We start from the raw sequence: 22,282 nt of genomic DNA, 5'->3' as shown, positions 1-22,282 counted from the left end.
GCCCGCTAGCCGCGGGCCTCGGCCTCCAGCAATGCGAGACGTTCCGTCAGCTCTTTCTGAAACCTGCCGCCACTGCAATGCGCGAGTGCCCGCTCCATCTGGTCAACAGCGCCATTCGTGTCCCCGGCAGCGCTTAGACATCGGCTCATCATGTCAAAATACGCGGCGAGGTTTTTCTTCGCGCGCGGATCGGCTTGTGCCCTTGCGAGGGCGTCCTTCGCAGTCGCAAGAGCTTCGGGCATTCCCTGCGCCAACTCAGCCTCTGCACGCCGGTACAGTAGCCAGTGATCGAGCTTATCCGCAGGCACCATATTGATGACCTCCAGCGCTCGACTTGAATGCCCAGCAACGGTGAAAATTTTTGCGATGCCTCGGCGGGTAAAACCATCTGGATCGCCGTCTGCCAGAAGCGATTCGGCGTACACAAGGCTCAAGCCAGACAACCTCCTTGCAAGCCCTTCGTCACCAGAGCGCAGCGCGTTTTGTGACACGTTCGCGAGAGTTTCGCCGACGTTGAGTAGGTGACTCTTACCTATCGATTTGGGGGAGATTTCGAACATGTCTCCCGCCGCGCTGACCAGCTTGAAGCTAACGTCTGGGTGCTCGTACCCGAATTTTGAGGTGAAGGCGTAAAACGCGTCGTAAAACTGGTCCAGGCCTTCGAGTGCTGCTTGGCTGATGATTCTGCTAAGGGACTTGACGCTTAGTTCGTCACTGTTGAGTTGGGCCACGACGTTAGGATATGAGCGCAGGTTGCTCAGAACAGCCATTGCCACGCGAAGCGGCACGGATGCGGGGCTCTCGATCATCGAGTCAAGCAGCTGATGCAGCGCTCTCTCCCCCTCCTGCTTCGCCGTATCATTGGCACCGTACTGGGTGCCCAAGTGGACAATTTGGCCGAGCGTCGCGTGCCAATTGGGTTCGATTTCGAGCAGTTTCTGGAACGTTGCCAACGCCTTATCAATGTCCCCGCAGCGGCGGTAGGCCTTGCCCAGATGATGCAGAAGTTCTGCCTTGATTCTGCCTTCGGCGCCGACTAAGGCTGCGCGGTACTCATCTACGCAGACTGAGTAGTAGGCCGATCGCTCCCCCTGCGGCAAGTTGAAGGCATATTGCTCACGTGCATCGATACAGGACATAAGCGCCGCGAGACTACCGTTGGAAACTATCGGGCGTTGTGCATACGCACCAAATACATCGCGCTTGACTCCCTCGAGTTGTAGCAGCGCGTAGGAGAGCCAGTCGGGTTCCCCGCATCCGCGCCTAGCGTGCTCGTCCAGCAGCGCCTTACGAGAGAGGTGAATCTGCCGCAACGCCGATGGGGTCATTTCCCCTTCGAGTCTATCCAGGTAGCGCTCGAGCTCACGGGCGAGGTCCACTACCCCGTCACGTGTCCGCGCAGCACGGACGACAAGCTCATGGACGAGCAGGACACCGGGGGCGCCCGCGGGTGACAGAACTGCAAGCTTTTGGAGTTCCTGTTTTGGCAAATAACCGACAAGGTGTGCTATGAACTCTGCGTCGTGCATCGCAAGTCCGGTGTTGGCGATCTGCTGCAAAGCCTTGCGCGGAGCCTCCGACAGCCTGCCCAGGATGCGACTCAATATCGAGACGCCGTCATCGCCGCTCAGCACGACGGGTGTTGCAAGTACCTCTTCATAGAACTCGTGGCGGGGGACGAACTCTGATTCAATGACGCTACGGGCCGTAGCCAAAATAACGGGCAGAAAACTGCACGCGGCAACGAAACGTCCACTCGCATCTGTGGGACGCGTCGGATCCTCCCCCAGAATACGAAGTGCAACATCCCGCGACACTTTCGGAATAGGCACATGCGAGCGCGCACCTGGCGAGGCGACCTGTGAGGTCACGATAACAACACCACCCTTGTCGAACCCCGGCTTAAGTGCCGCGAATACGGCGGGATTGATGGCCTGGTCGATGCGGTCCACAACCAAGATGGTTTTGACTGCATTGAAGTTACCCACGACGTTGAGCGGCCGCCCTCCACGTTTGCGGGAGACCGCAGAAAGTGGAGTATCAGGGTGCCAGTCTCCGCCCGCGAGCCAGACATAATTGTCGTAATTGGCTGCTTCTTTGTGAACGAAGTCGATAGCGACCTGGGTCTTGCCTGAGCCGCTGAGTCCGTGAAGGACAGCAACGGTTTCGCCGCTCGCAAAATGCTCACGCAAGACCCTTAGAGCTGCTTCATTAGATTGGTGGTTCGCACACTGAGCCGGTAGGCGGCCGAAGTACTCGTAGTGGTCAAGGGCCTCATCGAACTCTGGCAGGAACTGCCTGAAAAATGTGGCCGCGTCGGGCCGCTCAATGGAGAGGTCATAGATGATCTTGGCGAGCTCACGAGCATCAAGAACGACCAACTCGCCCGTCAAATCGTTGGCGACAGCCGTGCGATTGAATAGGGCCCGGAAAGAAGGCGGCTCCTCCTCAGTGGACATGAGGTAGATCTTGGTCGCACCGGTTGGCGCACGGTGCGCCTTGGCGCTCTTGATATCCTTCTCGATCTTACTAAAGATCGGAACTTCAGCGTCGCCTAGGTTCTGGAAATATCCCTTTTCGGTGCTGTACTGAGCGATGATCGTTGAATCATCCGAGAACGAGTCGACGGTGTACCCAACGAACTTGTAGTCCTTGTTGATACCGTGATGGACAAGCCGTCTTTTCTCCAAGAGCTCGACTAGCCCGTGCCCCAAGAGCTCTAGTTTCTTTTCATCCAAGGCACCGATCTCGCCGATCAGTCGCTTGATGATTCGTTGCTTGATGGATTCGAACGACATAAGTGGCCTCAGCCTCCAGGTGCGAATCAGTTCAATCTTACTTCCTTTCGGTTGCAATGAGTCGCATCTAGTTTCTTAGGTACCCTCTGAGTGAGCGGCTGTTTCTGGCCAATTCTGTTGAAACAGTCGGCCATAGTTTCCACGGCAGAAAAGTACGCGTTCGATAAGCTGAATCTTAACCTTTTGAGCAGAATATTCCGGGTTCAGATTTCGCGTAGCTCTGCGCATCAAAGGCGTTTTCAGCAGTCAATAGCTGGGTAGTCTGGGAGGACCGACTTTTTCAATAGTATCGGTCGTTCTCTGCCGGTCATGTCCACGCATTGTGATGGTCAAGTCCGATGCAAATGAGTGGGCCTCTGTGCAATTACCCGCTTACGAAGCTCGCGACAAACGCAACTCCTTGAATTCATCGCCCAAGAATCGGAACTTGTGGCGGAAAAGCCCAGCAAGCTTAGTGTCTGCCGTGGCAAAGAAGATCTGCCTCGATCCGCCGATGGCTATCTGGCGAAGATGATCGAGGAAGGACAGCATGTTGACGTCGTCGATGTGAGCAACGGGATCGTCAAACAGCAGTAATGGGGGACCTGACCGAAGGCGGCCATTCATTGACAGGAACAGCGACAGGGCGAACGCTGCACGCTGACCTGTGCTCATATGATTGAGCTAAACCTCTGCGCCGGTGCTTCTGCGGATGATGGTGAGTCTTCCTTGGACGATCTGAATCTCAAACTCGTTTGGCATGTGGATATTTTGCTGTTGAGCCATTGCCCCAAGGCTACCAACTGGCATCGGCCGATAAAACCGGCGAAGGCACCAGCATGACCCAGCGCCCCGCAGGTAAGGGCGTCTTTTTCCTTGAGCAAGATGTTCCGGCTGCAGGCCCAGAGCGCGATGCACTGATGCTTCGCGTCATTGGCAGCCCGGATCCTTATGGCAAGCAGATCGACGGCATGGGTGCTGCCACCTCCAGCTCCAGCAAGGTCGTCATCATCGGTAAATCGGGTCGTACCGATTGCGATGTTGACTACCTGTTCGGCGCCCCGGCAATCGAAAACCCGGTTGTCGACTGGTCCGGTAACTGCGGCAACCTGAGCGCAGCCGTCGGTCCTTTCGCCATTCGCCAAGGGCTCGTCGATGCTCCTCGCGACGGCATCGCCACCATCCGCATCTGGCAGGCCAATATTCAGAAACGCATCATCGCCCATGTCCCGATGAAGGATGGAGAGGTCGTTGAGGAAGGTGATTTCGTGCTGGATGGCGTCGCCTTCCCTGCTGCCGAAATCGTCGTGGAATTCCTTCAGCCTGGCGGTTCGGGCGGCAGCATTCTGCCAACCGGTAATGTAGTGGATGAACTGAATATCCCTGGTTTCCCGGGCTTGCCAGCAACGCTGCTCAACGCTGGCAACCCAACAATCTTCGTTGACGCCCAGCGCATTGGCCTGACTGGGACCGAGACCCAAGACCAAGTCAACGGCAACGCCGAGCTGCTGCAGTCGCTGGAAACCATCCGTGCACACTGCACAGTGGCCATGGGCTTGGCGGCTACCGCCGAGGAAGCAACGCGTCTTCGCCCTCACACGCCCAAGCTTTGCCTGGTGGCCCCACCGCAAACCTACGGTGCTGCCGGTGGCAAGACGGTCGAAGCGGCCGAGATCGATGTGATCGCTCGCATCCTCTCCATGGGCAAATTGCACCACGCCATCACTGGCACTGGCGCTGTAGCAGTTGCCGTGGCTGCCGCCCTGGAAGGCACGCTGGTCAACCGTATCGTCGGCGATATCGGTGAACGCCAAGTCAACATGGGCCACACCGCCGGCACCGTTGCCGTAGGCGCGCAGACCACCCAAGTTGATGGCAACTGGATTGTGGACAAGGCCGTCATGAGCCGAAGCGCACGTCGCCTGATGGAAGGCTGGGTGCTCGTACCTTCGAAGTACTGATTGCTCAGCTGCCGCCGACCTTCGAAGGTCGGCGGTACTCATCACAACAAAAACAACGATGAGATTTTGCTATGCGCCCATCACCGTTTCCACCCGCCATTACCCGACGCACGCTGCTCTCTTCTACTTCCATCGTCGCTGCGGCAACCCTTCTGGGCCTCGGCGCGGGAGCGGCAGATGCCAAATCAGGACCTGAGAAGAACGCTATGCAGCCTGCCAACTCGAACAAAACCCAAATTGTCTATGTGGGCTCCAGAACCACTCGCGAGCGAAAAGCCCGCGGTGCAGGCATCACGGTTTATCGACATGACACGCAAACAGGTCGATCCGAATTGGTTCAAACCGTCGGCGATCTGACCAATCCATCCTTCCTGTGCCTCGACCAAACCCAGAGCCTGCTGTTCTGCGTACATGGCGACCAGTCCACTGTCAGCTCATTCCAAATTGAGCCAGCCAGCGGAACGCTCACCAAGGTAAGCTCGGTTAGTTGCGAAGGGAACAACCCCGTCCACCTTACCGTGGACAAGAGCAACAAATTCCTCGCTGTGGCCAACTATGCCACCGGCAGCATTGTCATTCTGTCGTTCGATAAGACCGGCCACCTGCAAGCCGTCATCAGCAAATACGACCTTCCGGGCAACCCTGGCCCGCACAAGATCGAGCAGGCGAGCTCCCACCCGCACATGATCCCACGCGATCCATCGGGCCGCTTCCTGGTGGTCCCGGACAAAGGACTGGATAAAGTCTTTGTGTTTGATTTGAAGCAGAACGGGACCGCACTGAAGCCTGAACTGGCGCATGAAATCAAGACACGCGAGGGGGCCGGGCCTCGACATGTGGTGTTCTCTCCGACCGGGTCATTTGCTTACGTTGTGAACGAACTGGACAGCACGATCACCAGCTACCGCTACAACCAGAATGACGGCTCCCTGGTTCCATTCCAGGTGGCCCCAGCCCTCCCTCAGGACTTTGTAGGGGACAGCCGTGCAGCAGCGCTGGTCATGGCACCGGATGGAGTACATTTGTTCTCCTCCAATCGCGGGCATGACAGCGTGACCATTTATTCGGTGGATCAGCCTACCGGGAAGATCAACCCGATCGGCAACGTACCTAGCCAGGGCAAGAAGCCTCGGTTCATGACTGCGTCCCCTAACGGTCGCTTCTTGTTCGTCGCTAACGAAGACAGCGACAACATCAAGACATTCTCCATTAGCCCGAAAGGCGAACTGGCTTTGCTGGAGCATCAGATCCAGACCGGCAGCCCGGTCTGCATGATTTTCCGCACCGCCTGAACCTCTTTTTTTCCTGATCCTGGCGTGCCGGGAGGCACGCCTACACCCCACGTTCCAATTGATGGAGCAGCAAATGCATAACAAAAACAAAACTGGTTGCAAGCTTCTTGCCGTAACTCTTTGCCTGGCCGCAGCGACGGCTTATGGGGATGGCTTTATAGACGACAGCAAGGTCACCTTGCAAACGACGAACTTCTACATCAACCGCGATTTCCGTGACGGCGCCGGCCAGTCAAAGCGCGAAGAATGGGCCCATGGTTTCATTCTCGATGCGAAGTCCGGATACACACCAGGGCCAGTGGGTTTTGGGGTCGATGCTCTGGGCATGCTCGGCCTGAAGCTGGACTCAAGTCCCGATCGAACCGGTACCGGCCTGCTGCCGACCCATGATGATGGTCGCGCAGCCGACGAGTTCAGCCGCCTGGGCCTGACTGGCAAGATGCGCCTGTCCGAGACAGAGCTTAAATACGGCACTCTGATCCCCAAGCTGCCCACGGTTCAGGCCAACACTGGCCGCCTCCTCCCCCAGACCTTTGAGGGCGGCCTGCTCACCAGCAAAGAATTCGATTCGCTGTCCTTCATCGGTGCCCGCTTCGAGCGCCAAACCGATCGCGACTCGACAGACCGCGTACCGATCACACTAAACAACAAAAACCGTCGTTTCACAGGCAATGCCGAAGGTGACGCCTTCTGGCTGGGCGGCTTGGATTACCAGCTCACAAAAGACCTGCTGCTGATCTATCAATATGCAGAGCTGGAACACGCCTACCACCAGCACTTCGTGGGGGCGAACTATTCGATTCCAGTGGGCCGCGGGAAGATCAAAGCTGATCTTCGCTACATGGAAAGCGACGATGACGGTCGCGCTTTGGGGGGACGTATCGATAGCAGAGCAATTTCCGGCATGTTCACCTACAGCTTGGGCGGACATGCGCTGGGTCTGGGACTGCAAAAGATGAACGGTTCCACCTCCATGCCCTATCTCGATGGAACCGATCCTTACCTGGTCAACTTCGTCCAGCTCAACGACTTCGCCGAGCCCGGTGAACGTTCTTGGCAGCTGCGCTACGACTACAACTTCGCGGCTCTCGGCATTCCTGGCTTGACCTTCATGACCCGCTACCTGCTAGGCGATCAGGCCGACGCAGCGACTATCACCGGTGAGGGCCATGAATGGGAGCGCAACACCGAACTGCAGTACGTGGTGCAATCCGGTGCCCTGAGGAACGTATCGGTCCGGTGGCGTAACGCGAGCTATCGATCGAGCTTTGCACGTGGCGCGGATGAAAACCGCCTGATCGTGTCCTACACATTCCCAATATTCTAACCCTGGAGAAAGTATGAGCCCTATTGCCCAGCAGGTCCTCAAGGACCTGGCGCCCAACGGCATTCTGCATGCGGCGATCAACTTCGGTAACCCAGTGCTGGCTCAGCCAGGCGCTGACGGAGAACCGCATGGTGTTTCTGTTGCACTTGCTAAATCGCTGGCCGAAGAGCTGGGCGTAGTTCTCGAATTGCGCACATACGACGCGGCCGGGAAGGTATTCGCTGCATTTGAAGAAAACGCGTGGACGTTGGCCTTCCTGGCTATCGAGCCTGTCCGCGCCGCCCAGATCAGCTTCAGTGAACCCTACGTACTTATCGAAGGGACCTATCTGGTAAAGGCCGAGTCGCCCTATTCCAAAACCGAGGACCTGGATCAACCTGGACTTCGGCTTGCGGTAGGCAACGGCGCTGCTTACGACCTGTACCTGTCACGTACGTTGCAGCATGCAGAGCTACACCGAGCTGAAACGTCTGCAGGTGCAGTAGACCTATTCATTGACCAAGACCTGGATGCTGCCGCCGGGGTCAGACAACCGCTGGAACAAATCGCAGCCAAGAATCAGAATTATCGGGTGATGCAGGGAGCCTTCACCGCTATCCGCCAAGCAGTCGCAGTGCCACGAGGCCGTGATGCTGGAGCAGCCTATGTTAGAGACTTCGTCGAACGACGATTGGCCGAGGGCTTCATCCGGGGTGCATTACTTGCCAGCGGGCAAACCGACGTCAGCGCACCCCGTTGAGGTCGATACTGGAGACGAGGCCTCATATAATCTGATGGGCTTCACTGGTCCCGATCTGTGAAAACAAACAGTTACAGGGTAATCGTTAGTGCCATCAATCAAATTTTTGGCAAGTTCGGTTCTTCAGATCGTTCGCGAATCAGCAATAGAGCATCCCAATAGAATGGACAGTTGGATAGACGCAAAGACCAGCGCTTCGATGGTGTACAAAGACGCAATGCCGCCCTGGATTGTTGAGTTTGACAATGGCGTAACCCTTAATGGAGCAATGCCCTACGCACGGATCGAGGGATATCGTCCTCTGACACTGGACCTTTACCTACCGCCCAGCCCGCGTCGGTCCTCTCCTTCCCCGTTGCTGATTTATATACATGGCGGCGGATGGCGACGAGGCGACAGTCATCGGTCAGGAGTGTTCAGCGATTTCCCGCGGCTGCTGGCAGAGATAGCCGCCCGCGGATATGCCGTGGCGTCGATCAACTACCGACTGAGCGCGGAAGTGAGGTGGCCTGGACAGCTCGAGGATGCCAAAGCCGCCCTGAATTATCTGGCAGGAATCGCTGAAGATCTTCAAATTGACACTACCAATACCTACGTCTGGGGAGTATCCGCTGGCGCGCAGATCGCTGCAAGTTTGGGCAACCCGTGGACCGATGGTAACTCTCCCGCGGCCGAACCTGGAGGCCGTGCTGTCACAATTCAAGCCGTAGCGGTATGGTACGGCGTGTTCTGCTTCCAAACCCTACCTTATCAAGCCCAACTCCTCGGGTTGTCTCTTCCGCAGCACGAGCTCGCTCCAGAGTCGCAATCACTGCGTTACTTACCCGACTCCTCGGATGTTCCTAAAGGGGCCAGTCCGGCGTTAGAAGTTAGCAACGAAACAGCGCCCACCTTGATTTTGGTAGGGAGAAAAGATGAAAAAGTCCCTTACTTACAAAGTATTCAATTAGCGCATGCGTTAGCTGCAGCTAACGTTCCGCACCAACTTACTGTGTATCCCGATGTTGGTCACAGCTTCATCTGCGAGCAAGATAGTACGATCACTCATAAAACCAATCTAGAAGCCTTAAACACTACCATTCAGTTCTTCGACGCTCGGGCCTTCGATTGATTGATCAAGGTTGGTCTTGAGTCGCAGGCTGGGTGGCGAAACTCACCAGCAGACGCATGCCATATTCTCCCAAGCAGTGACTAATGTAGGCCCTGATCCTAGAGCCTGGGATGTGCGCATGTATTACCGTGCCTTAAGCTACCAATGCTGTCGATCGGATGGCAGCGGGCTTCGGGACATTAACTCAGCCGCAAGCCGATCTGGCAAGCACTGCCTCCCCTTACTCAGAACCAGTAAATTCTGCGCAGCGAGAAGAGGGTTCGAGTTGGACGTTGCGTCCTGCCAAAATGCCGGTGAATGCACCTGCGATAGAGATGGCGGCGGTGGTCAGCAGCGGTGCCGTCCAACCACCGGTTGAGTCGTGCAGTTGCCCCAGCAATATCGGGCCTGCTGCTGCCATCAAATAGCCTACACATTGCGCCATTCCTGAAAGTGCAGCCGCGTCAACGGAGTTCTTTGTGCGCAAACCGATGAACGTCAGGCCGAGCATCATGCTGGCGCCAGAACCAAAGCCTAGGAATGCGGCCCACCACATAGCGTGGCCTGGCGCATAAATAAGTCCGATAAGTGATAAGGCTGTTAGCAGACTGACGGTAGCGGCCGCCAGTCTTTGGTCTGTGAGACGGCGAAGCGTCGCCGCCAGGATCAAGCCGGGAATCGCTGTAGTCAGTTGAAGCGTGCCGTGTATTGTTCCTGCTTGTTCGGGGGATATCCCATGGTTCATCAGAATAGTAGGAAGCCAGCTCACTGTGACATAAAAAGGCATCGCGTTGAGCCCCATGAACAGGGTGACTTGCCAGGCAAGCGGCGAACGCCATACCGCCACAGATGCCGCTTGGTTCGGGCTGGGCAGGCTCAGGTGTTCTTTAACTTTCAACTGCGGTAGCCACACCAACATCGCCAACAGCGGGGCTGCCACCACCAAACTCAGGGCTATCGACCATCCCCATGATTGGGTCAGAGGAACGATAGCGGCTGACGCAACAGCACCTGCTGCGCCCATCGTGATGGAGTAAGCGCCGATCATAGACGCCATTTTCGATGAGAAGTCGCGTTTAATCAAGCTGGGAAGCAACACATTGCCAAGGGCGATTCCGGTGCCTATCAGTATCGAACCAGCGTATAACGCCCACGCGCTACCTGCGGAGCGGAGTAGGATGCCCACTGAAATCACCAACAGAGCACCGAAAAGGGTGCGCTCAGTACCGGACCTTCGTGCGACCGCAGCGCTGAGCGGGGAGAACCCCGCAAAAGCAAGGAGTGGCAGTGAAGTGAGCAGGCCCAGTGCTGATGCACTCAAGCCAAAATCCTTCTGGATTAGCGGCAGAATGGGCGCGATGCCCGTGAAGGGAGCGCGCAGATTAACGGCAATAAGCAGGATGCCCGCGACGAGCATGGTGGCCTGCCACTTGTTTTTTGTATCTGACATATTCTCTAGCTGTCCTCTAAAAAAAAGGCAACTGTAGAGAGCTTGAGAGTTATAGAATATAGATATCAAGCCATATGATACCTAAATCATGCCATTCTCAAAAAATGTCGTTTCCTCACCAGAAGATTTCGATTCAGACCTTTTTTTCCAGGCGGCGATTGCACTCAAGGTTGTGCCGGAACCTAATCATTCCGGCACCGGCACACATGATCATCGTAAAGGCCAACTGATCTTGTCTTTGCGGGGGGCGGTGAGCTGTGAGGTGCAGAACGCAATCTGGCTGGTGCCACCCCAGCACGCGGTATGGATCCCCGGCGGCACGCCACACTGTTGTCGTGTAACCGCGAATGCCAGTACCTGCTTTCTGTTCGTCGAGCCCAGCGCAGCTGTCATGCCTGATGGGTGCTGTACACTTGCTATTACGCCGCTTGTCCGGGAGTTGATCCTGCACCTTGTTGAGCAGGACCGCTCTTGTCTTTCAGAGGGCAAGGCCGCGCGGTTGGTTGCAGTGCTACTCGAGCAGCTTTCCGATGCGTCGGTGAAAGAGCTGCACTTGCCAATATCAGACCATCCGAAGATCAAACACATCGCGGATACGCTCTTTGCTACTCCCGGCGACCGCACCACCCTGCGCGAATGGGCCACTCGGCTTGCGACTAGTGAACGAACGCTGGCCAGGCTAGTTGAAAGCAAGACCGGGCTCAGCTTCGGGCGGTGGCGCCAGCAGCTGCATTTGATGATCGCACTCAGCCATTTGGCAGAGGGGGTATCCGTGCAACGTGTGGCGGGCATTCTTGGATATGACTCCGTTAATGCCTTCATTACGATGTTCAAGAAAGCCGTAGGTAAGTCACCTACCCAGTACTTCTCTTCTTTGCGCTAACACTCCGCTCGCGAATCCGAGGGGCCGAAGCTATCAAAAACTAGTTTTTACACAGTGGCCGTTGTATAAATCCGGCAATGGAAGCTATGAGTCGTCATGACCCCGCTAGGCTTTAGGGACTTTATGGAGATTCATCTCCAACCAGTCGCCAAGTGCCGCAACATGCGCGGCGGCTTCCTGACCAAAAGGGGTCAGATCATATTCGACCCACGGAGGGACAATGGGATATGAGGTCCGGCGCACGAAACCATCGCCTTCCAGCCGCTGAAGGGTCTGCGACAACATCTTTTCGCTGACGCCGTTCACTTTGCGACGCAGCTCACTGTAACGCAGCGTGCCGTCAATTAGCGCAATCAGGCATAGCATTCCCCACAGACTCGTGACGTGAGACAGCACTTCCCTGGCCTTGCATTTGCCCGTGAATAGGTCGCCGCGCCTGAGCTTGGCGGTCAGCGTGTGCTCGTCAAGCGCGGATGAGTCTTGGGGGTTGCCGGTGTCCAAGCGAGAGTCAGTCATGGTACTAACCAAAAGGTGCGTACTTCCTTAGGGTGGGGTAGCAAACTTATAGTGCGTGCCAATCATCGGTCAAGGTCAGGGTGAGCGCTTTGCAACGTCCCACATTCAATAAACGCTGGATGCCCGTGCTGGTCATCGCAGCCATCGTCGGCGCACTGGCACTGTCATTCGCCTGGGCCGCCGGGCTGGTCGGGGGCCGAACCACCACTCGAACGTTTCTCGGTGACTCGCTGCAGCACTTCGAACCGGGCTATCGTCGAGCGCATGGTAAGGGCATCTGTTTCGCAGGAGTTTTTCGCAGCAGCAATGCAGCGGCGTCGCTCTCGACCGCTCGAGTGTTCGCCCAGGATGAAGTCCCGGCAATCGGACGTTTCTCGATCGGGTCCGCCGACCCCCATGCGCCGGACGCCTCTACCGCCACGGTGAGCATGGCCTTGTTGTTGAGTGCAGACGACAGATCTCAATGGCGGATGAAGCTGAACAATGCCCCCTACTTCCCTACGCGTGATGCCGAGGGGTTCCTGGCACAAAGGCACGCATTCGAGCCTGACCCGACCACCGGACAGCCTGACCCCGCGCGAGTCGGGACGTTCTTCGAAAAGTACCCAGAGGCTCGCAAGGCGGTGGAGTACAAGGCGACTGCGCCTTGGCCGAGCAGCTTTGCGCAGGCCCAGTACAACGTCATCAACGCATTTATCCTGCTTGCGGCAGATGGCACACGCCAGCCCGTGCGCTGGTTCATGCGGCCCCACGCTCCCTTCCATGGCCTCTCCCCGGAAGAGCGGGCGCGATCCAGCCGTGATTTCCTGTTCAACGATATCAAGAAGCGGGTGGCACAAGCGCCCGTTCGCTGGGATCTGGTACTGCAATTGGCGCAGGCGGGAGATCCGGTCGATGATCCGTCACAACCCTGGGCCGCCGAGCGACAGCAAGTGGTCGCCGGCACGCTGGAAGTGACCAGCGTTCGCGATCAGCGCGAAGGGGGCTGTCGCGATATCAACTTCGACCCCACCTTGGTGCCATCCGGTATCGCGCTTTCGAACGATCCTGTGCTAGCAGCGCGCGCGGGTATTTACTCGCACTCTTACAATGCACGTCTGCGCGAAATCGCGTTCGGCAGGGCAACCGACGCCATTGGCCAGCAGGAGCACAAGTGATGCAAGACGTACCAACTACCCGTACGCGCAGTCCCCGGCACTTCAACCTAACCGCCAGGCTACTGCACTGGGCAATGGCGATCGCCATCATGGCCATGCTGTTCATCGGGGTAGCCATGATGAGCTCATTAGCCCTCCGTCCCGTGTTGATCGACGTGCATCAGCCGTTGGGCATCGCCATCCTTTGCCTCGCACTGGTGCGCCTGGCCAATCGCTTCTGCCGGCCTGTGCCGGCACTGCCCGCAAGTATTCCCCGCTGGCAAGCCGTAGCCGCCCACCTGTTGCACGGCTTGCTCTACCTATTGATGGTGGGGTTGCCAGTGCTCGGCTGGGCGGTGCGTTCGGCAGGCAACTGGCCCGTCATCCTTCTGGGCGACTGGAGCTTGCCTGCGCTGGTTCCGGAAAACCCGGTGCTCTACGCATGGCTTCGGCTGGCACATGGCGCTCTGGCGTGGCTGCTGTTCGCGATCATCCTGGGACATCTGGGCGCCGCATTGATGCATGCCTGGGTACTAAGAGACGGTGTTTTTTCCAGCATGGCCCGAGGCGCCAGCGACGAACGAGCTAAAGCTGGATCCGGCTCGCGGCCCACGTCTTGATGCGTTTGAATATCCCGCGCTGGCGTTGAACCGATAGCGGTCAGCCCTGACTGGCCGCTCTCGCCTTTTGGCGGAATAACCATCACTGGTTCTACCGGGGGGCGACTGTCAGTCGCTGATGACATGCCGCTCGCAGGCAAGTCGGGTGCATTCCCTAAAAAGCTTGGCGGCAGGCCCGGGGTCACGGTTATGGGGATAAAAACAGCCGATCCCGCCGAAACGTAAGGGCGTGCCGAAGGTGAAGCTTCGAATCCCGCCCTGACCAGACAATTGCCGAGCCGTCTCCATCGGCAGCAAACCCACAGTCTTCTGGTCCTGCATCAACGCTACGTTGGTAAGCACCGACAGCGACTCGATTACATTGGCTGGCAGCGGTAAATCAGCCTCGGCAAAAAGCCCATTGACGGTACGACGTAGTGACGAGCCGGGTGGCGGCAAAATCCACGGATAGGCCTGCAAATCGGCCAAGCTCGACACGGCCTGATCGTGTAGCGGGTGTCGGCTTCCGGCAACGATCGACAAAGACTCCACGTAAAGCGAGTCAACGCCCAACGTCCGGCTCTCCTCCCGCCCCCGCCAGTCGTCAGGGATCCTCCCGATCACCAGGTCCACCTCACCCACTATCAAGGCGGGGAAGAGTTGATCGAATTGCCCGATCCGCACCGACACCAGCACCTGCGGGGCGCGCTCCTTGAGCAGCCGTAGCGCGAGCGGCAACAACGATGCCGAAGCTGAAATTAGCGTGCCTACAACCACATGGCCTGCCCCCCCCTCGTGATGAGCCTGCACTTCATCAGTTAGCGCCCTAAGCTCTGCCAGCATTGCACGGGCTCTGCGCAGCACTACCTCGCCCAGCTCCGTCAGGCGCACGCCGCGATTGCTACGTACCAGCAACGGCGCGGAGAAGTACGACTCTATCTCATGGATAACCTTGGTGACGGCAGGTTGAGTCATGTTCAATATCTGAGCTGCACGCACTAGTGAGCCGCTCTGCACGACCTGGTCGAATACCACCAGTTGGTAGAACTTCAGCTTGCGCGAAACCGTAAGTACGCTTGATTTCATGACGTTCCTCGGCAACCACGACTTTTTTCCGATCAGGTTGCCGCTCGTTCGCGATGGCCAATCAAATGCCGAAGAATCCCCGGGCGTTCTCGGCGCAGATACGCGACTTGTCCTGCTCGCTCAACTGCGGATGCTCCAGTACACCAGCACCAATGGCCTGTTCGCCTAGCGGGAAGGGAGAGTCGGAGCCGAGCATGACGCGGTCTGCCCCCATCACGTCCACCAGCAAACGCAGTGCACGAGGGTCGAAGACCGCCGAGTCGACGAAGAAACGTTTGACATAGCTTGACGGCAGTTCCGGGCAATCCTCTCGGACAATATCTCTATGGCGCCAGGCGTTATCTACCCGTCCCAGGAGGAAGGCGAAGCCGCCGCCGCCATGGGCGAAACAGATGCGCAGGGACGCCGGCAAGTGTTCGAAAGCGCCAGACAGGATCAGCGACAGGATACCCAGCTGTGTTTCCGCCGGCATCGCGACAAGCCAAGGCAACATCCATTTCTTCATGCGCTCGCCGCCCATCATGTCCCACGGGTGCACCAGCAACGGGATATTTTCCACCGCACAGTGGTGCAGGAAGGTGATCAGGCCCGCTTCGTCCAGATCGTGGTTGCCCACGTGATTGCCGATTTGCACCCCGACATGGCCACAGGCCTTGGCCCGGCTGGCCTCAAGGCAGGCCGCCTCGATATCTTGCAGGGGTACCTGGGCCAGCACCTTGAGGCGATCGGGTACCTGGGCCGTCATCTCCAGGGCCCGATCGTTCATCATCTGTGCCCACGGCAGCGCCTGCGCGATAGGTTGGTCGTAGGCGAACATCACCGGCGTTGCGCACATCACTTGCACGTCCAAGCCCTGCTCATCCAGGTGTTCGATGCGGCGCTGCGGATCCCACAGCACATCATGTACCGGACGGAACGGCTTATCTCCCAGCATGATCTGCCCCTGACGCCCCTCGGTATGCAGCCAAGGGCCACGCTGAGGACTCAGGCGGGCGGCCTCGGCTTGAGTAATGCGGGGAAGAAAGTGCGAATGGATATCGATTTTCATAAGCCGTGGACCTCACGCAGCGTGTTGTGCCAGGTCTGCCAATCGCGGCCTGGGTGGATTTCGCCGCAACCAGGGCAACGACGCTCTTCATCGGTGGTGGTATAGAATTGGTCGTATATCGGTGGAAGATCGGCAACGATGCTCTTGAGCCTCAACTCATAGCGCCGGACCACGGTGCCGCAGTGCGCACAGGACCACTGCAAGGCGTCGGACTGCCCTTCCGGGCGGCGATGCTCCACCACCAGACACAGACTGCCGGGCTCAGGACGCTGCGGCGAATGGATAACGTGGGGGGCCATCAGGTAGATGTCGCCTTCCTTGAGGTCGACGCGCTCGTAGCGACCTCGGTCCCAGACGTTCAAGTAGGCATTGCCCTTGAACTGGTAGAAAAACTCCTCCACCGGATCGTCATGGAAGTCGGTGCGCTGATTAGGCCCACCCACCACGGTAACCATGTAATCGCTGTCCTGCCATATCTGCTGATTGTTAACCGGCGGCTTGAGCAGGTGCGCGTGCTCGTCTATCCAGCGGTTGAAGTTGAAAGGGGCGCTGAAGTGATGCTTGTCCATGGTTGTTTTCTCCCAACGGTTCAGCGACGACGCGGCGCGTACGCTATGGCCTTGATCTCGATACGTAGATGGGGGTGCGGCAATTGGTGTACGGCTACGGTGGTGCGGGTCGGGCCGCTTTCGTCAAAGTACTCGGCGTAGACGTCGTTGTATCCGCCGAAGTCGTTCATATCGACGAGGAAGCTGCTGATCTCCACCACGTCTGCAAGGCTTGCACCTGCAGAGGCGAGGATGTCGCGCATGTTCTCAATCACTGCGCGAGTCTGCGCCCGAATGTCTAGCTGGGTGGTGCCCATGGCATCCACCTCGACGCCGACAAAACTGTTGTCCGGGCGCCGTGAGCTGGTACCGGAGACGAACAGGAAGTCACCCGCACGCTTGATATGCGGAAAGCGCCCACGCGGTGTGGCCTTGCCAGCAACGATAGTGGCGTTGAGGTCACTCATGGCTGACGCCTCCGTGGTCACCGCGGACGCTGAAGCTGCTCTGCCCAACGCCATGGACATCGACACTGACATGCACGCCTGGGTACAACGCCACCGCAGCGCAGGCGGCGCCTGCCATCACGAGGCTACCCGCGGGCAATTCGAGTTCGGCGCCGTGCAGCAGGCGTGAGGCTTGCACTAGACTGCGCAGCGGATTGCCGAGGATTGCAGCCGTGGAGCCGGCCTGAGCCACACGCCCATCCAGGCGCATCACTACGCCGGCGTTGTCCAGCCCTGAGAAGTTGCGCGACCAAGCTCCAATGGTGAGGCCGGCCGAGGAGCAGTTGTCCGCCACCACATCCTCCAGGCTGAACTTGAACGCCTGGTAGCGTGAATCGATGATCTCCAGCGCCGGCGCCACGGCCTCGACATAATTGCCTACTTCCAGCAGGGTCAGCGGGCGATCAATCGCACGGCGCGTTAGAAAGCAAACCTCCGGCTCGACTCGCGGATGAATGTAGCGCGCCAAGTCGATCAGGCCGCCGTCCTCTTCCACCATGGTGTTGCTGAGCCACCCCCAGATCAGGCTATCCACCCCCATTTGCACCATCTTCGCGCGGCTGGTGAAGCCCAGCTTGATGCCGATGCTGTGCTCACCATCGGCATAACGACGCTGCATGGAGGCGCGCTGGATCCGGTAGGCGTCATCCAGGGAAAAGGCGGTGCTGCCACTGAACTGTGCCAGTGGTTCGGCGCTTCGCGCCGCTCGGTCAAGGGCTTCGGCGATACGAGCAATATCGGTATTCATGCACGCTTCTCCAGCGATGGCTTCAATAGGTCGAGTGCGACGTCAACGATCATGTCTTCCTGGCCACCGACCATCCGCCGCTTGCCCAGCTCGACGAGGATGTCCACGGCCTTGATGCCATACCGGGCAGCGGCCACTTCGGCGTGGCGCAGGAAGCTCGAATAGACCCCGGCGTAACCCAGGGCCAGCGTTTCACGGTCCACCCGTACCGGGCGGTCCTGTAGCGGGCGCACCAGGTCGTCGGCGGCATCCATCAGCGCGTACACGTCGGTACCGTGCTGCCAGCCAAGCTTGTCGGCAGCGGCGATGAACACTTCCAGCGGGGCGTTGCCGGCGCCGGCGCCCATGCCGGCGAGGCTGGCGTCGATGCGGTCGCAGCCCTCCTCCACGGCGGCGATGGAGTTGGCCACGCCCAGACTGAGGTTGTGGTGGGCATGGATACCGGTCGACGTCGCTGGGTCGAGCACAGCCTTGACCGCACGGAAGCGCGCACGGATGTCGTCCATGTTCATCGCCCCGCCCGAATCCACCACATAGATGCAAGTGGCGCCGTAGCCCTCCATTAATTTGGCCTGCTGCGCGAGCCCTTCAGGTGTGTGCATATGGCTCATCATCAGGAAGCCAACGGTGTCCATGCCCAGTTCACGGGCATATTCGATGTGCTGGCGCGAAACATCTGCCTCGGTGCAGTGGGTGGCCACGCGAACAATGCGAGCACCGGCGTCATAGGCGCTCTTCAGGTCATGGAGGGTGCCAATCCCTGGCAGCAGCAGCGTGGCGATCTTGGCGTGGTTGACCGCGTCGGCCGCTGCTTCGATCCATTCGAGGTCGGTGTGGGCACCGAAACCGTAGTTGAAGCTGGAACCCTGTAGGCCATCGCCATGGGCGACTTCGATGGAGTCGACCTTGGCGCGATCCAGCGCCGTGGCGATGGCACGCACGTCATCCAGCGAATACTGGTGACGGATGGCGTGCATGCCGTCGCGCAGGGTTACGTCACTGATATAGAGCTTCTTGCCGTTCATGCCGACGCCCCCATTGCTTGTGCCATGCGCTCGGCGGTGGCCAGCGCGGCGGAGGTCATAATGTCGAGATTGCCGGCGTAAGCCGGCAGGTAATGGGCGGCGCCTTCCACTTCAAGGAACACCGACGTCTTGAGACCGGTGAAGGTGCCCTGCCCAGGCAACCTCAGGCCGCACACGGGTTCGAACTGCACCTGCTGTTTGAGGCGGTAGCCCGGCACGTAGACCTGCACTGCGCGAGCCATTTCCTCGATGCTCGCCGCGATGTACTGTTGGTCGGCGGTCTCGCTCAGCACGTACACCGTGTCGCGCATCATCAGCGGCGGTTCCGCGGGGTTCATGATGATGATCGCCTTGCCCTTGGTCGCGCCGCCTATCACTTCGATGGCCTTGCTGGTGGTCTCGGTGAATTCGTCGATATTGGCGCGGGTGCCGGGGCCGGCGGACTTGCTGGCAATCGAGGCAACGATCTCGGCGTAGTGCACCTTGGCCACCCGCGATACCGCCGCGACCATTGGGATGGTCGCCTGGCCACCGCAGGTGACCATGTTGACGTTGGTCGCCTGCAGGTGCTGCTCGAGGTTTACCACCGGCACGCAGTACGGGCCGATGGCCGCTGGGGTCAGGTCGATGATGCGCAGGTCGGCCTTGTGCTGGCGCAGGAAGGCGTCGTTCTTCACATGGGCACCAGCGCTGGTGGCGTCGAAGACGAAATCGATGTCCCTGAACACCGGCAGGCGGGTCAGGCCCTGCACGCCTTCGTGGGTGGTGGTCACGCCCAGGCGGGCGGCGCGGGCCAGGCCGTCGGAGGCCGGGTCGATGCCGACCATCGCTGCCATCTCTAGGTGCTTGGCGTTGCGCAGGATCTTGATCATCAGGTCGGTGCCGATGTTGCCGGAACCGATGATGGCTACTTTGCGTTTCTGGCTCATTTAGGGCCCCCTTACTCGGCTTGAGCAAAGGACGCAGTGACGCGGCCCAAGCCCTGGATCTCAGCGGTAAACACATCTCCCGGGCTCACCGGCACCATAGGTCCCAAGGCACCGGTCAACACCACGTCACCGGCACGCAATGGCTCGCCGAGACGGACCATGGTATTGGCCAGCCACACCGCCGCATTCAGTGGGTTTTCCAGGCAGGCTGCGCCGGCTCCGACCGATACCGGTTCGCCGCGTAGACTCAGGCGCATGCCACAATTGACCAGGTCCAATTGCCCCAGGGATACCGGCTGACTGCCCAGGACAAACAGCCCGGACGAAGCATTGTCTGCGACTGTGTCGAGCAAACTGATGTCCCAGTTGGCGATTCGACTGCCGACGATTTCGATGGCCGGCAGGGCGAAAGCAGTGGCACGGATAATGTCGGCCAGGGTCTGGCGCTCATTGCACAGATCGCGCTCCAGAACCAGGGCGATCTCTGCTTCTACCTTGGGCTGCTGGCATTCACTCCAGCTGATAGACTGGCCGTCACCTCGGGCCATCTGGGCAAACAGCCGACCAAAGTCCGGTTGGTCAACCCCCAACTGGCGCTGGACAACACTTGAGGTCAAACCGATCTTGTGACCTACCGGGTTCCAGCCTGCGGCAATGTCGGCGGCGTTGTTGTACTGTTGCACGGCGTAAGCCTGCTTTAGCGCGGATTCATCTTGCTCGACAGCCGCACGCTCGATGAGTTCGCGTACTGGCGCACAGGGCCTGCCCTGTTCACGAGCCTGGCGCAAACACGCTGCTGCTTCAGCGATTGCTGGATGCATGGAGTTCTCCTGTCCTTACGGATTGACACAAATGGTGGTGAGCTCGGAATAGAAATCCAGCGAGTGGCGCCCTCCTTCGCGGCCAAGCCCAGACAAGCGTGCGCCACCAAAAGGCGTACGCAGATCGCGCAGGAACCAGGTATTGACCCACACCATGCCGACATGGATACGTCGAGAGAGACGGTGGGCCCGCTTCAGATCGCGAGTCCACAGAGAAGCAGCCAGGCCGTAGGCCGAATCATTAACGCGTTGCAGCACTTCCTCGTCGCTATCGAAGGGCGCGATATGACAGACCGGACCGAACACTTCTTCGCGAATGCAGCGAGCGTCATCGGTAAGGCCGGTCCAGATAGTCGGCTGGATAAAAGCGCCCTGGTCGCGCTCGTCGCCAAATGTCGGCACACCGCCGCCACTGACCACTGTCGCGCCCTCTGTCACAGCCAACTGGAAGTAGCCCAACACCTTGTCGCGGTGTTTATGGGAAATCAGCGACCCCATGTTCACGCCGTCTTCGTCGGGATAGCCGATCTTCAGCTTCTCGGCGCCTGCTTTGAGCGCCGCGACAAAGCGCTCGTAGATCGACCGCTCGACGTAGACCCGCTCCGTGCATAGGCAGACCTGGCCAGAATTGGTGAAACTGGAACGCAGCACACCGGCAACTGCCGCATCAAAATCGCAATCGGCAAAAACGACTGCGGCATTCTTGCCACCCAGTTCGAAAGACACCTCACGTACGCCCTCGGCAGCAGCGCGCATGATGGTCGAGCCGGTGCGCGACTCACCGGTAAAGGTGATGGCATTGACGCCAGGGTGGCGAGTGAGAAACTCACCGGCAGAATCAGGGCCAAAGCCATGCACAAGATTGAATACACCGGCGGGCACACCGGCCTCGTGCATGACCTCGGCCAACAGGGTGGCACTGGAAGGCGTATCTTCCGACGGTTTGACAACCACAGAATTACCACAGGCCAACGCTGGCGCGACTTTCCAGGTAAGCAGCAACAGCGGTAGGTTCCACGGCGAGATGATGGCCACCACGCCATGCGGCTTACGCACGGTATAACTGAACACATCCGTACCATCGCCGGTGCGCATTTCAAAAAGCTCGCTACCGCCGTGTCGCACTAAATCAGCGAAGGTACGGAAGTTCTGCACGCCCCGTGCAACATCCAGGCTGCGCGCCTGATGCACGGGCCGACCAGTATCAGCGACTTCGGCATCCACGAAGTCTTCAAATCGACGCTCGATGCCATCGGCGATCCGCTCTAGCAGATCAGCCCGCTGGGCAGTACTGAATCCAGCCCACGGCCCCAATTGAGCGCCTGCCGCCGCTTCGACGGCAGCATTCACTTCATCTTCACCAGCCTCACATACCTGGCCCAATAGGCTCCCATTGACAGGAGAGATGTTGTCGAACCTGCGGCTGCTCTCGACGAAAGTCCCAGCGATATAGTGACGTAGCAAATGTTTGGACACAGCGCCCTCCTGAGCAGGATGTTTACAATGAGTTTAGGGACGTCATATATAAATTAATAATAGAAATATCGTCTTCGGGTATCAGAACTCGGAATACATGAATTTCAGGCAAAGCTATGGATGTGAGTGCGCTTTAGTAATTCACTGCAACTTTCATGTTAACGATGCCCGCAACTTAATTGCGCCACCCAAACAACTTCGGGTTTTGCTTGTAAGCCTGCAGGTAATGCTCAAGCCGCCGCGACTTTTCATCTCAGCCAGTAGGCCAGCGCGTTGCAGTCAGCCCGAGCGTGCAGCATCGCTTGCGGTGGTGCTGCACACTTGA

At 58.5% G+C, this 22,282-nt stretch carries 21 protein-coding genes; 8 read left to right on the top strand and 13 right to left on the bottom strand.

Annotated elements, in window-relative coordinates; genetic code table 11:
• Positions 1–5: 5 nt before the first annotated feature.
• Together V8J63_RS24430 and V8J63_RS24425 are read right to left on the bottom strand one after the other, a co-directional pair.
• Positions 6–2,798, bottom strand: a complete 2,793-nt coding sequence (locus V8J63_RS24430) for a tetratricopeptide repeat protein (protein WP_336464749.1) — start codon at positions 2,796–2,798, stop codon at positions 6–8.
• Positions 2,799–3,170: 372 nt separating this feature from the next.
• Complete coding sequence (locus V8J63_RS24425; protein WP_336464748.1) at positions 3,171–3,452, bottom strand: hypothetical protein; 282 nt, start codon at positions 3,450–3,452, stop codon at positions 3,171–3,173.
• Positions 3,453–3,616: 164 nt separating this feature from the next.
• On the opposite strand from V8J63_RS24425, the gene prpF reads away from it, so the two are divergent.
• The 5 genes from prpF (at position 3,617) to V8J63_RS24400 (ending at position 9,207) form a co-directional block, all read left to right on the top strand.
• Complete coding sequence (prpF, locus tag V8J63_RS24420) at positions 3,617–4,738, top strand: 2-methylaconitate cis-trans isomerase PrpF (protein WP_336464747.1); 1,122 nt, start codon at positions 3,617–3,619, stop codon at positions 4,736–4,738.
• 71 nt (positions 4,739–4,809) lie between these two features.
• Positions 4,810–6,030 (top strand): lactonase family protein, encoded by a 1,221-nt coding sequence (locus tag V8J63_RS24415; RefSeq protein ID WP_336464746.1) that lies wholly within the window; start codon positions 4,810–4,812, stop codon positions 6,028–6,030.
• A gap of 73 nt (positions 6,031–6,103) precedes the next feature.
• Positions 6,104–7,357, top strand: coding sequence for an OprD family porin (locus V8J63_RS24410; protein ID WP_336464745.1), 1,254 nt, complete (start codon positions 6,104–6,106; stop codon positions 7,355–7,357).
• Between the two features lie 13 nt (positions 7,358–7,370).
• Entirely contained in the window at positions 7,371–8,096 is a 726-nt protein-coding gene (locus tag V8J63_RS24405) for a transporter substrate-binding domain-containing protein (RefSeq protein ID WP_336464744.1), read from the top strand.
• Between the two features lie 88 nt (positions 8,097–8,184).
• Positions 8,185–9,207: an alpha/beta hydrolase gene (locus V8J63_RS24400; protein ID WP_336464743.1), complete on the top strand. Its 1,023-nt coding sequence runs from the start codon at positions 8,185–8,187 to the stop codon at positions 9,205–9,207.
• A gap of 220 nt (positions 9,208–9,427) precedes the next feature.
• Here V8J63_RS24400 and V8J63_RS24395 read toward each other — a convergent pair whose 3' ends face one another.
• Positions 9,428–10,636 carry an MFS transporter gene (locus V8J63_RS24395; RefSeq protein WP_133323990.1) on the bottom strand — a complete coding sequence of 403 codons (1,209 nt, stop codon included), beginning with the start codon at positions 10,634–10,636 and terminating at the stop codon, positions 9,428–9,430.
• An 88-nt stretch (positions 10,637–10,724) separates the two neighbouring features.
• Between V8J63_RS24395 and V8J63_RS24390 the strand changes: the two genes are divergently transcribed.
• Positions 10,725–11,519, top strand: a complete 795-nt coding sequence (locus V8J63_RS24390; protein WP_027915674.1) for an AraC family transcriptional regulator — start codon at positions 10,725–10,727, stop codon at positions 11,517–11,519.
• 105 nt (positions 11,520–11,624) lie between these two features.
• Here V8J63_RS24390 and V8J63_RS24385 read toward each other — a convergent pair whose 3' ends face one another.
• On the bottom strand, positions 11,625–12,035 hold the full coding sequence (locus tag V8J63_RS24385; RefSeq protein ID WP_050437171.1) for a winged helix-turn-helix transcriptional regulator: 411 nt from the start codon (positions 12,033–12,035) through the stop codon (positions 11,625–11,627).
• Between the two features lie 80 nt (positions 12,036–12,115).
• Between V8J63_RS24385 and V8J63_RS24380 the strand changes: the two genes are divergently transcribed.
• Both V8J63_RS24380 and V8J63_RS24375 read left to right on the top strand, forming a co-directional pair.
• Entirely contained in the window at positions 12,116–13,192 is a 1,077-nt protein-coding gene (locus V8J63_RS24380; RefSeq protein WP_442963539.1) for a catalase family peroxidase, read from the top strand.
• The gene (locus V8J63_RS24375; protein ID WP_025754653.1) at positions 13,192–13,791 is read left to right on the top strand and encodes a cytochrome b; all 600 of its coding nucleotides are present in this window, start codon (positions 13,192–13,194) and stop codon (positions 13,789–13,791) included. The genes V8J63_RS24380 and V8J63_RS24375 overlap by 1 nt, the downstream gene beginning before the upstream one ends.
• Positions 13,792–13,899: 108 nt before the next feature.
• On the opposite strand, the gene V8J63_RS24370 is transcribed toward V8J63_RS24375, so the two are convergent.
• From V8J63_RS24370 to V8J63_RS24330, 9 genes are all read right to left on the bottom strand, one after another.
• On the bottom strand, positions 13,900–14,856 hold the full coding sequence (locus tag V8J63_RS24370) for a LysR family transcriptional regulator (RefSeq protein WP_027915672.1): 957 nt from the start codon (positions 14,854–14,856) through the stop codon (positions 13,900–13,902).
• A 61-nt stretch (positions 14,857–14,917) separates the two neighbouring features.
• Positions 14,918–15,904, bottom strand: a complete 987-nt coding sequence (locus V8J63_RS24365) for an amidohydrolase family protein (protein ID WP_027915671.1) — start codon at positions 15,902–15,904, stop codon at positions 14,918–14,920.
• A complete protein-coding gene (locus tag V8J63_RS24360; protein WP_336464741.1) occupies positions 15,901–16,473 on the bottom strand; it encodes a 3-hydroxyanthranilate 3,4-dioxygenase in 573 nt (190 codons plus the stop codon). The genes V8J63_RS24365 and V8J63_RS24360 overlap by 4 nt, the downstream gene beginning before the upstream one ends.
• A 20-nt stretch (positions 16,474–16,493) precedes the next feature.
• Positions 16,494–16,919, bottom strand: a complete 426-nt coding sequence (locus V8J63_RS24355) for a RidA family protein (RefSeq protein ID WP_336464740.1) — start codon at positions 16,917–16,919, stop codon at positions 16,494–16,496.
• Positions 16,912–17,706, bottom strand: coding sequence for a 2-keto-4-pentenoate hydratase (locus tag V8J63_RS24350; RefSeq protein ID WP_133323989.1), 795 nt, complete (start codon positions 17,704–17,706; stop codon positions 16,912–16,914). Before V8J63_RS24350 ends, V8J63_RS24355 begins: the two co-directional genes overlap by 8 nt.
• A complete protein-coding gene (mhpE, locus tag V8J63_RS24345; RefSeq protein WP_027915668.1) occupies positions 17,703–18,731 on the bottom strand; it encodes a 4-hydroxy-2-oxovalerate aldolase in 1,029 nt (342 codons plus the stop codon). Before mhpE ends, V8J63_RS24350 begins: the two co-directional genes overlap by 4 nt.
• Entirely contained in the window at positions 18,728–19,660 is a 933-nt protein-coding gene (locus tag V8J63_RS24340; RefSeq protein ID WP_336464739.1) for an acetaldehyde dehydrogenase (acetylating), read from the bottom strand. The genes mhpE and V8J63_RS24340 overlap by 4 nt, the downstream gene beginning before the upstream one ends.
• Before the next feature lie 11 nt (positions 19,661–19,671).
• Entirely contained in the window at positions 19,672–20,481 is an 810-nt protein-coding gene (locus V8J63_RS24335) for a 2-keto-4-pentenoate hydratase (RefSeq protein WP_027915666.1), read from the bottom strand.
• A gap of 15 nt (positions 20,482–20,496) precedes the next feature.
• Positions 20,497–21,957 (bottom strand): 2-hydroxymuconic semialdehyde dehydrogenase, encoded by a 1,461-nt coding sequence (locus tag V8J63_RS24330; protein WP_027915665.1) that lies wholly within the window; start codon positions 21,955–21,957, stop codon positions 20,497–20,499.
• Positions 21,958–22,282 lie beyond the last annotated feature (325 nt).

Origin of the sequence: Pseudomonas sp. CCNWLW23, assembly GCF_037095675.1 — a bacterium.
In the GTDB taxonomy this organism is placed as follows: domain Bacteria; phylum Pseudomonadota; class Gammaproteobacteria; order Pseudomonadales; family Pseudomonadaceae; genus Aquipseudomonas; species Aquipseudomonas atacamensis.
This window is presented reverse-complemented; position numbering and strand designations above follow the sequence as displayed.

Excerpts from the sequence above, each read along its gene's own strand:
- V8J63_RS24415 (WP_336464746.1), top strand. The coding sequence starts at position 4,810 with ATGCGCCCATCACCGTTTCCACCCGCCATTACCCGACGCACGCTGCTC.
- V8J63_RS24360 (WP_336464741.1), bottom strand. The coding sequence starts at position 16,473 with ATGGACAAGCATCACTTCAGCGCCCCTTTCAACTTCAACCGCTGGATA.
- V8J63_RS24410 (WP_336464745.1), top strand. The coding sequence starts at position 6,104 with ATGCATAACAAAAACAAAACTGGTTGCAAGCTTCTTGCCGTAACTCTT.
- V8J63_RS24340 (WP_336464739.1), bottom strand. The coding sequence starts at position 19,660 with ATGAGCCAGAAACGCAAAGTAGCCATCATCGGTTCCGGCAACATCGGC.
- V8J63_RS24430 (WP_336464749.1), bottom strand. The coding sequence starts at position 2,798 with ATGTCGTTCGAATCCATCAAGCAACGAATCATCAAGCGACTGATCGGC.
- V8J63_RS24425 (WP_336464748.1), bottom strand. The coding sequence starts at position 3,452 with ATGAGCACAGGTCAGCGTGCAGCGTTCGCCCTGTCGCTGTTCCTGTCA.
- V8J63_RS24405 (WP_336464744.1), top strand. The coding sequence starts at position 7,371 with ATGAGCCCTATTGCCCAGCAGGTCCTCAAGGACCTGGCGCCCAACGGC.
- V8J63_RS24350 (WP_133323989.1), bottom strand. The coding sequence starts at position 17,706 with ATGAATACCGATATTGCTCGTATCGCCGAAGCCCTTGACCGAGCGGCG.
- V8J63_RS24335 (WP_027915666.1), bottom strand. The coding sequence starts at position 20,481 with ATGCATCCAGCAATCGCTGAAGCAGCAGCGTGTTTGCGCCAGGCTCGT.
- V8J63_RS24370 (WP_027915672.1), bottom strand. The coding sequence starts at position 14,856 with ATGAAATCAAGCGTACTTACGGTTTCGCGCAAGCTGAAGTTCTACCAA.
- V8J63_RS24365 (WP_027915671.1), bottom strand. The coding sequence starts at position 15,904 with ATGAAAATCGATATCCATTCGCACTTTCTTCCCCGCATTACTCAAGCC.
- V8J63_RS24375 (WP_025754653.1), top strand. The coding sequence starts at position 13,192 with ATGCAAGACGTACCAACTACCCGTACGCGCAGTCCCCGGCACTTCAAC.
- V8J63_RS24390 (WP_027915674.1), top strand. The coding sequence starts at position 10,725 with ATGCCATTCTCAAAAAATGTCGTTTCCTCACCAGAAGATTTCGATTCA.
- V8J63_RS24355 (WP_336464740.1), bottom strand. The coding sequence starts at position 16,919 with ATGAGTGACCTCAACGCCACTATCGTTGCTGGCAAGGCCACACCGCGT.
- mhpE (WP_027915668.1), bottom strand. The coding sequence starts at position 18,731 with ATGAACGGCAAGAAGCTCTATATCAGTGACGTAACCCTGCGCGACGGC.
- prpF (WP_336464747.1), top strand. The coding sequence starts at position 3,617 with ATGACCCAGCGCCCCGCAGGTAAGGGCGTCTTTTTCCTTGAGCAAGAT.
- V8J63_RS24395 (WP_133323990.1), bottom strand. The coding sequence starts at position 10,636 with ATGTCAGATACAAAAAACAAGTGGCAGGCCACCATGCTCGTCGCGGGC.
- V8J63_RS24385 (WP_050437171.1), bottom strand. The coding sequence starts at position 12,035 with ATGACTGACTCTCGCTTGGACACCGGCAACCCCCAAGACTCATCCGCG.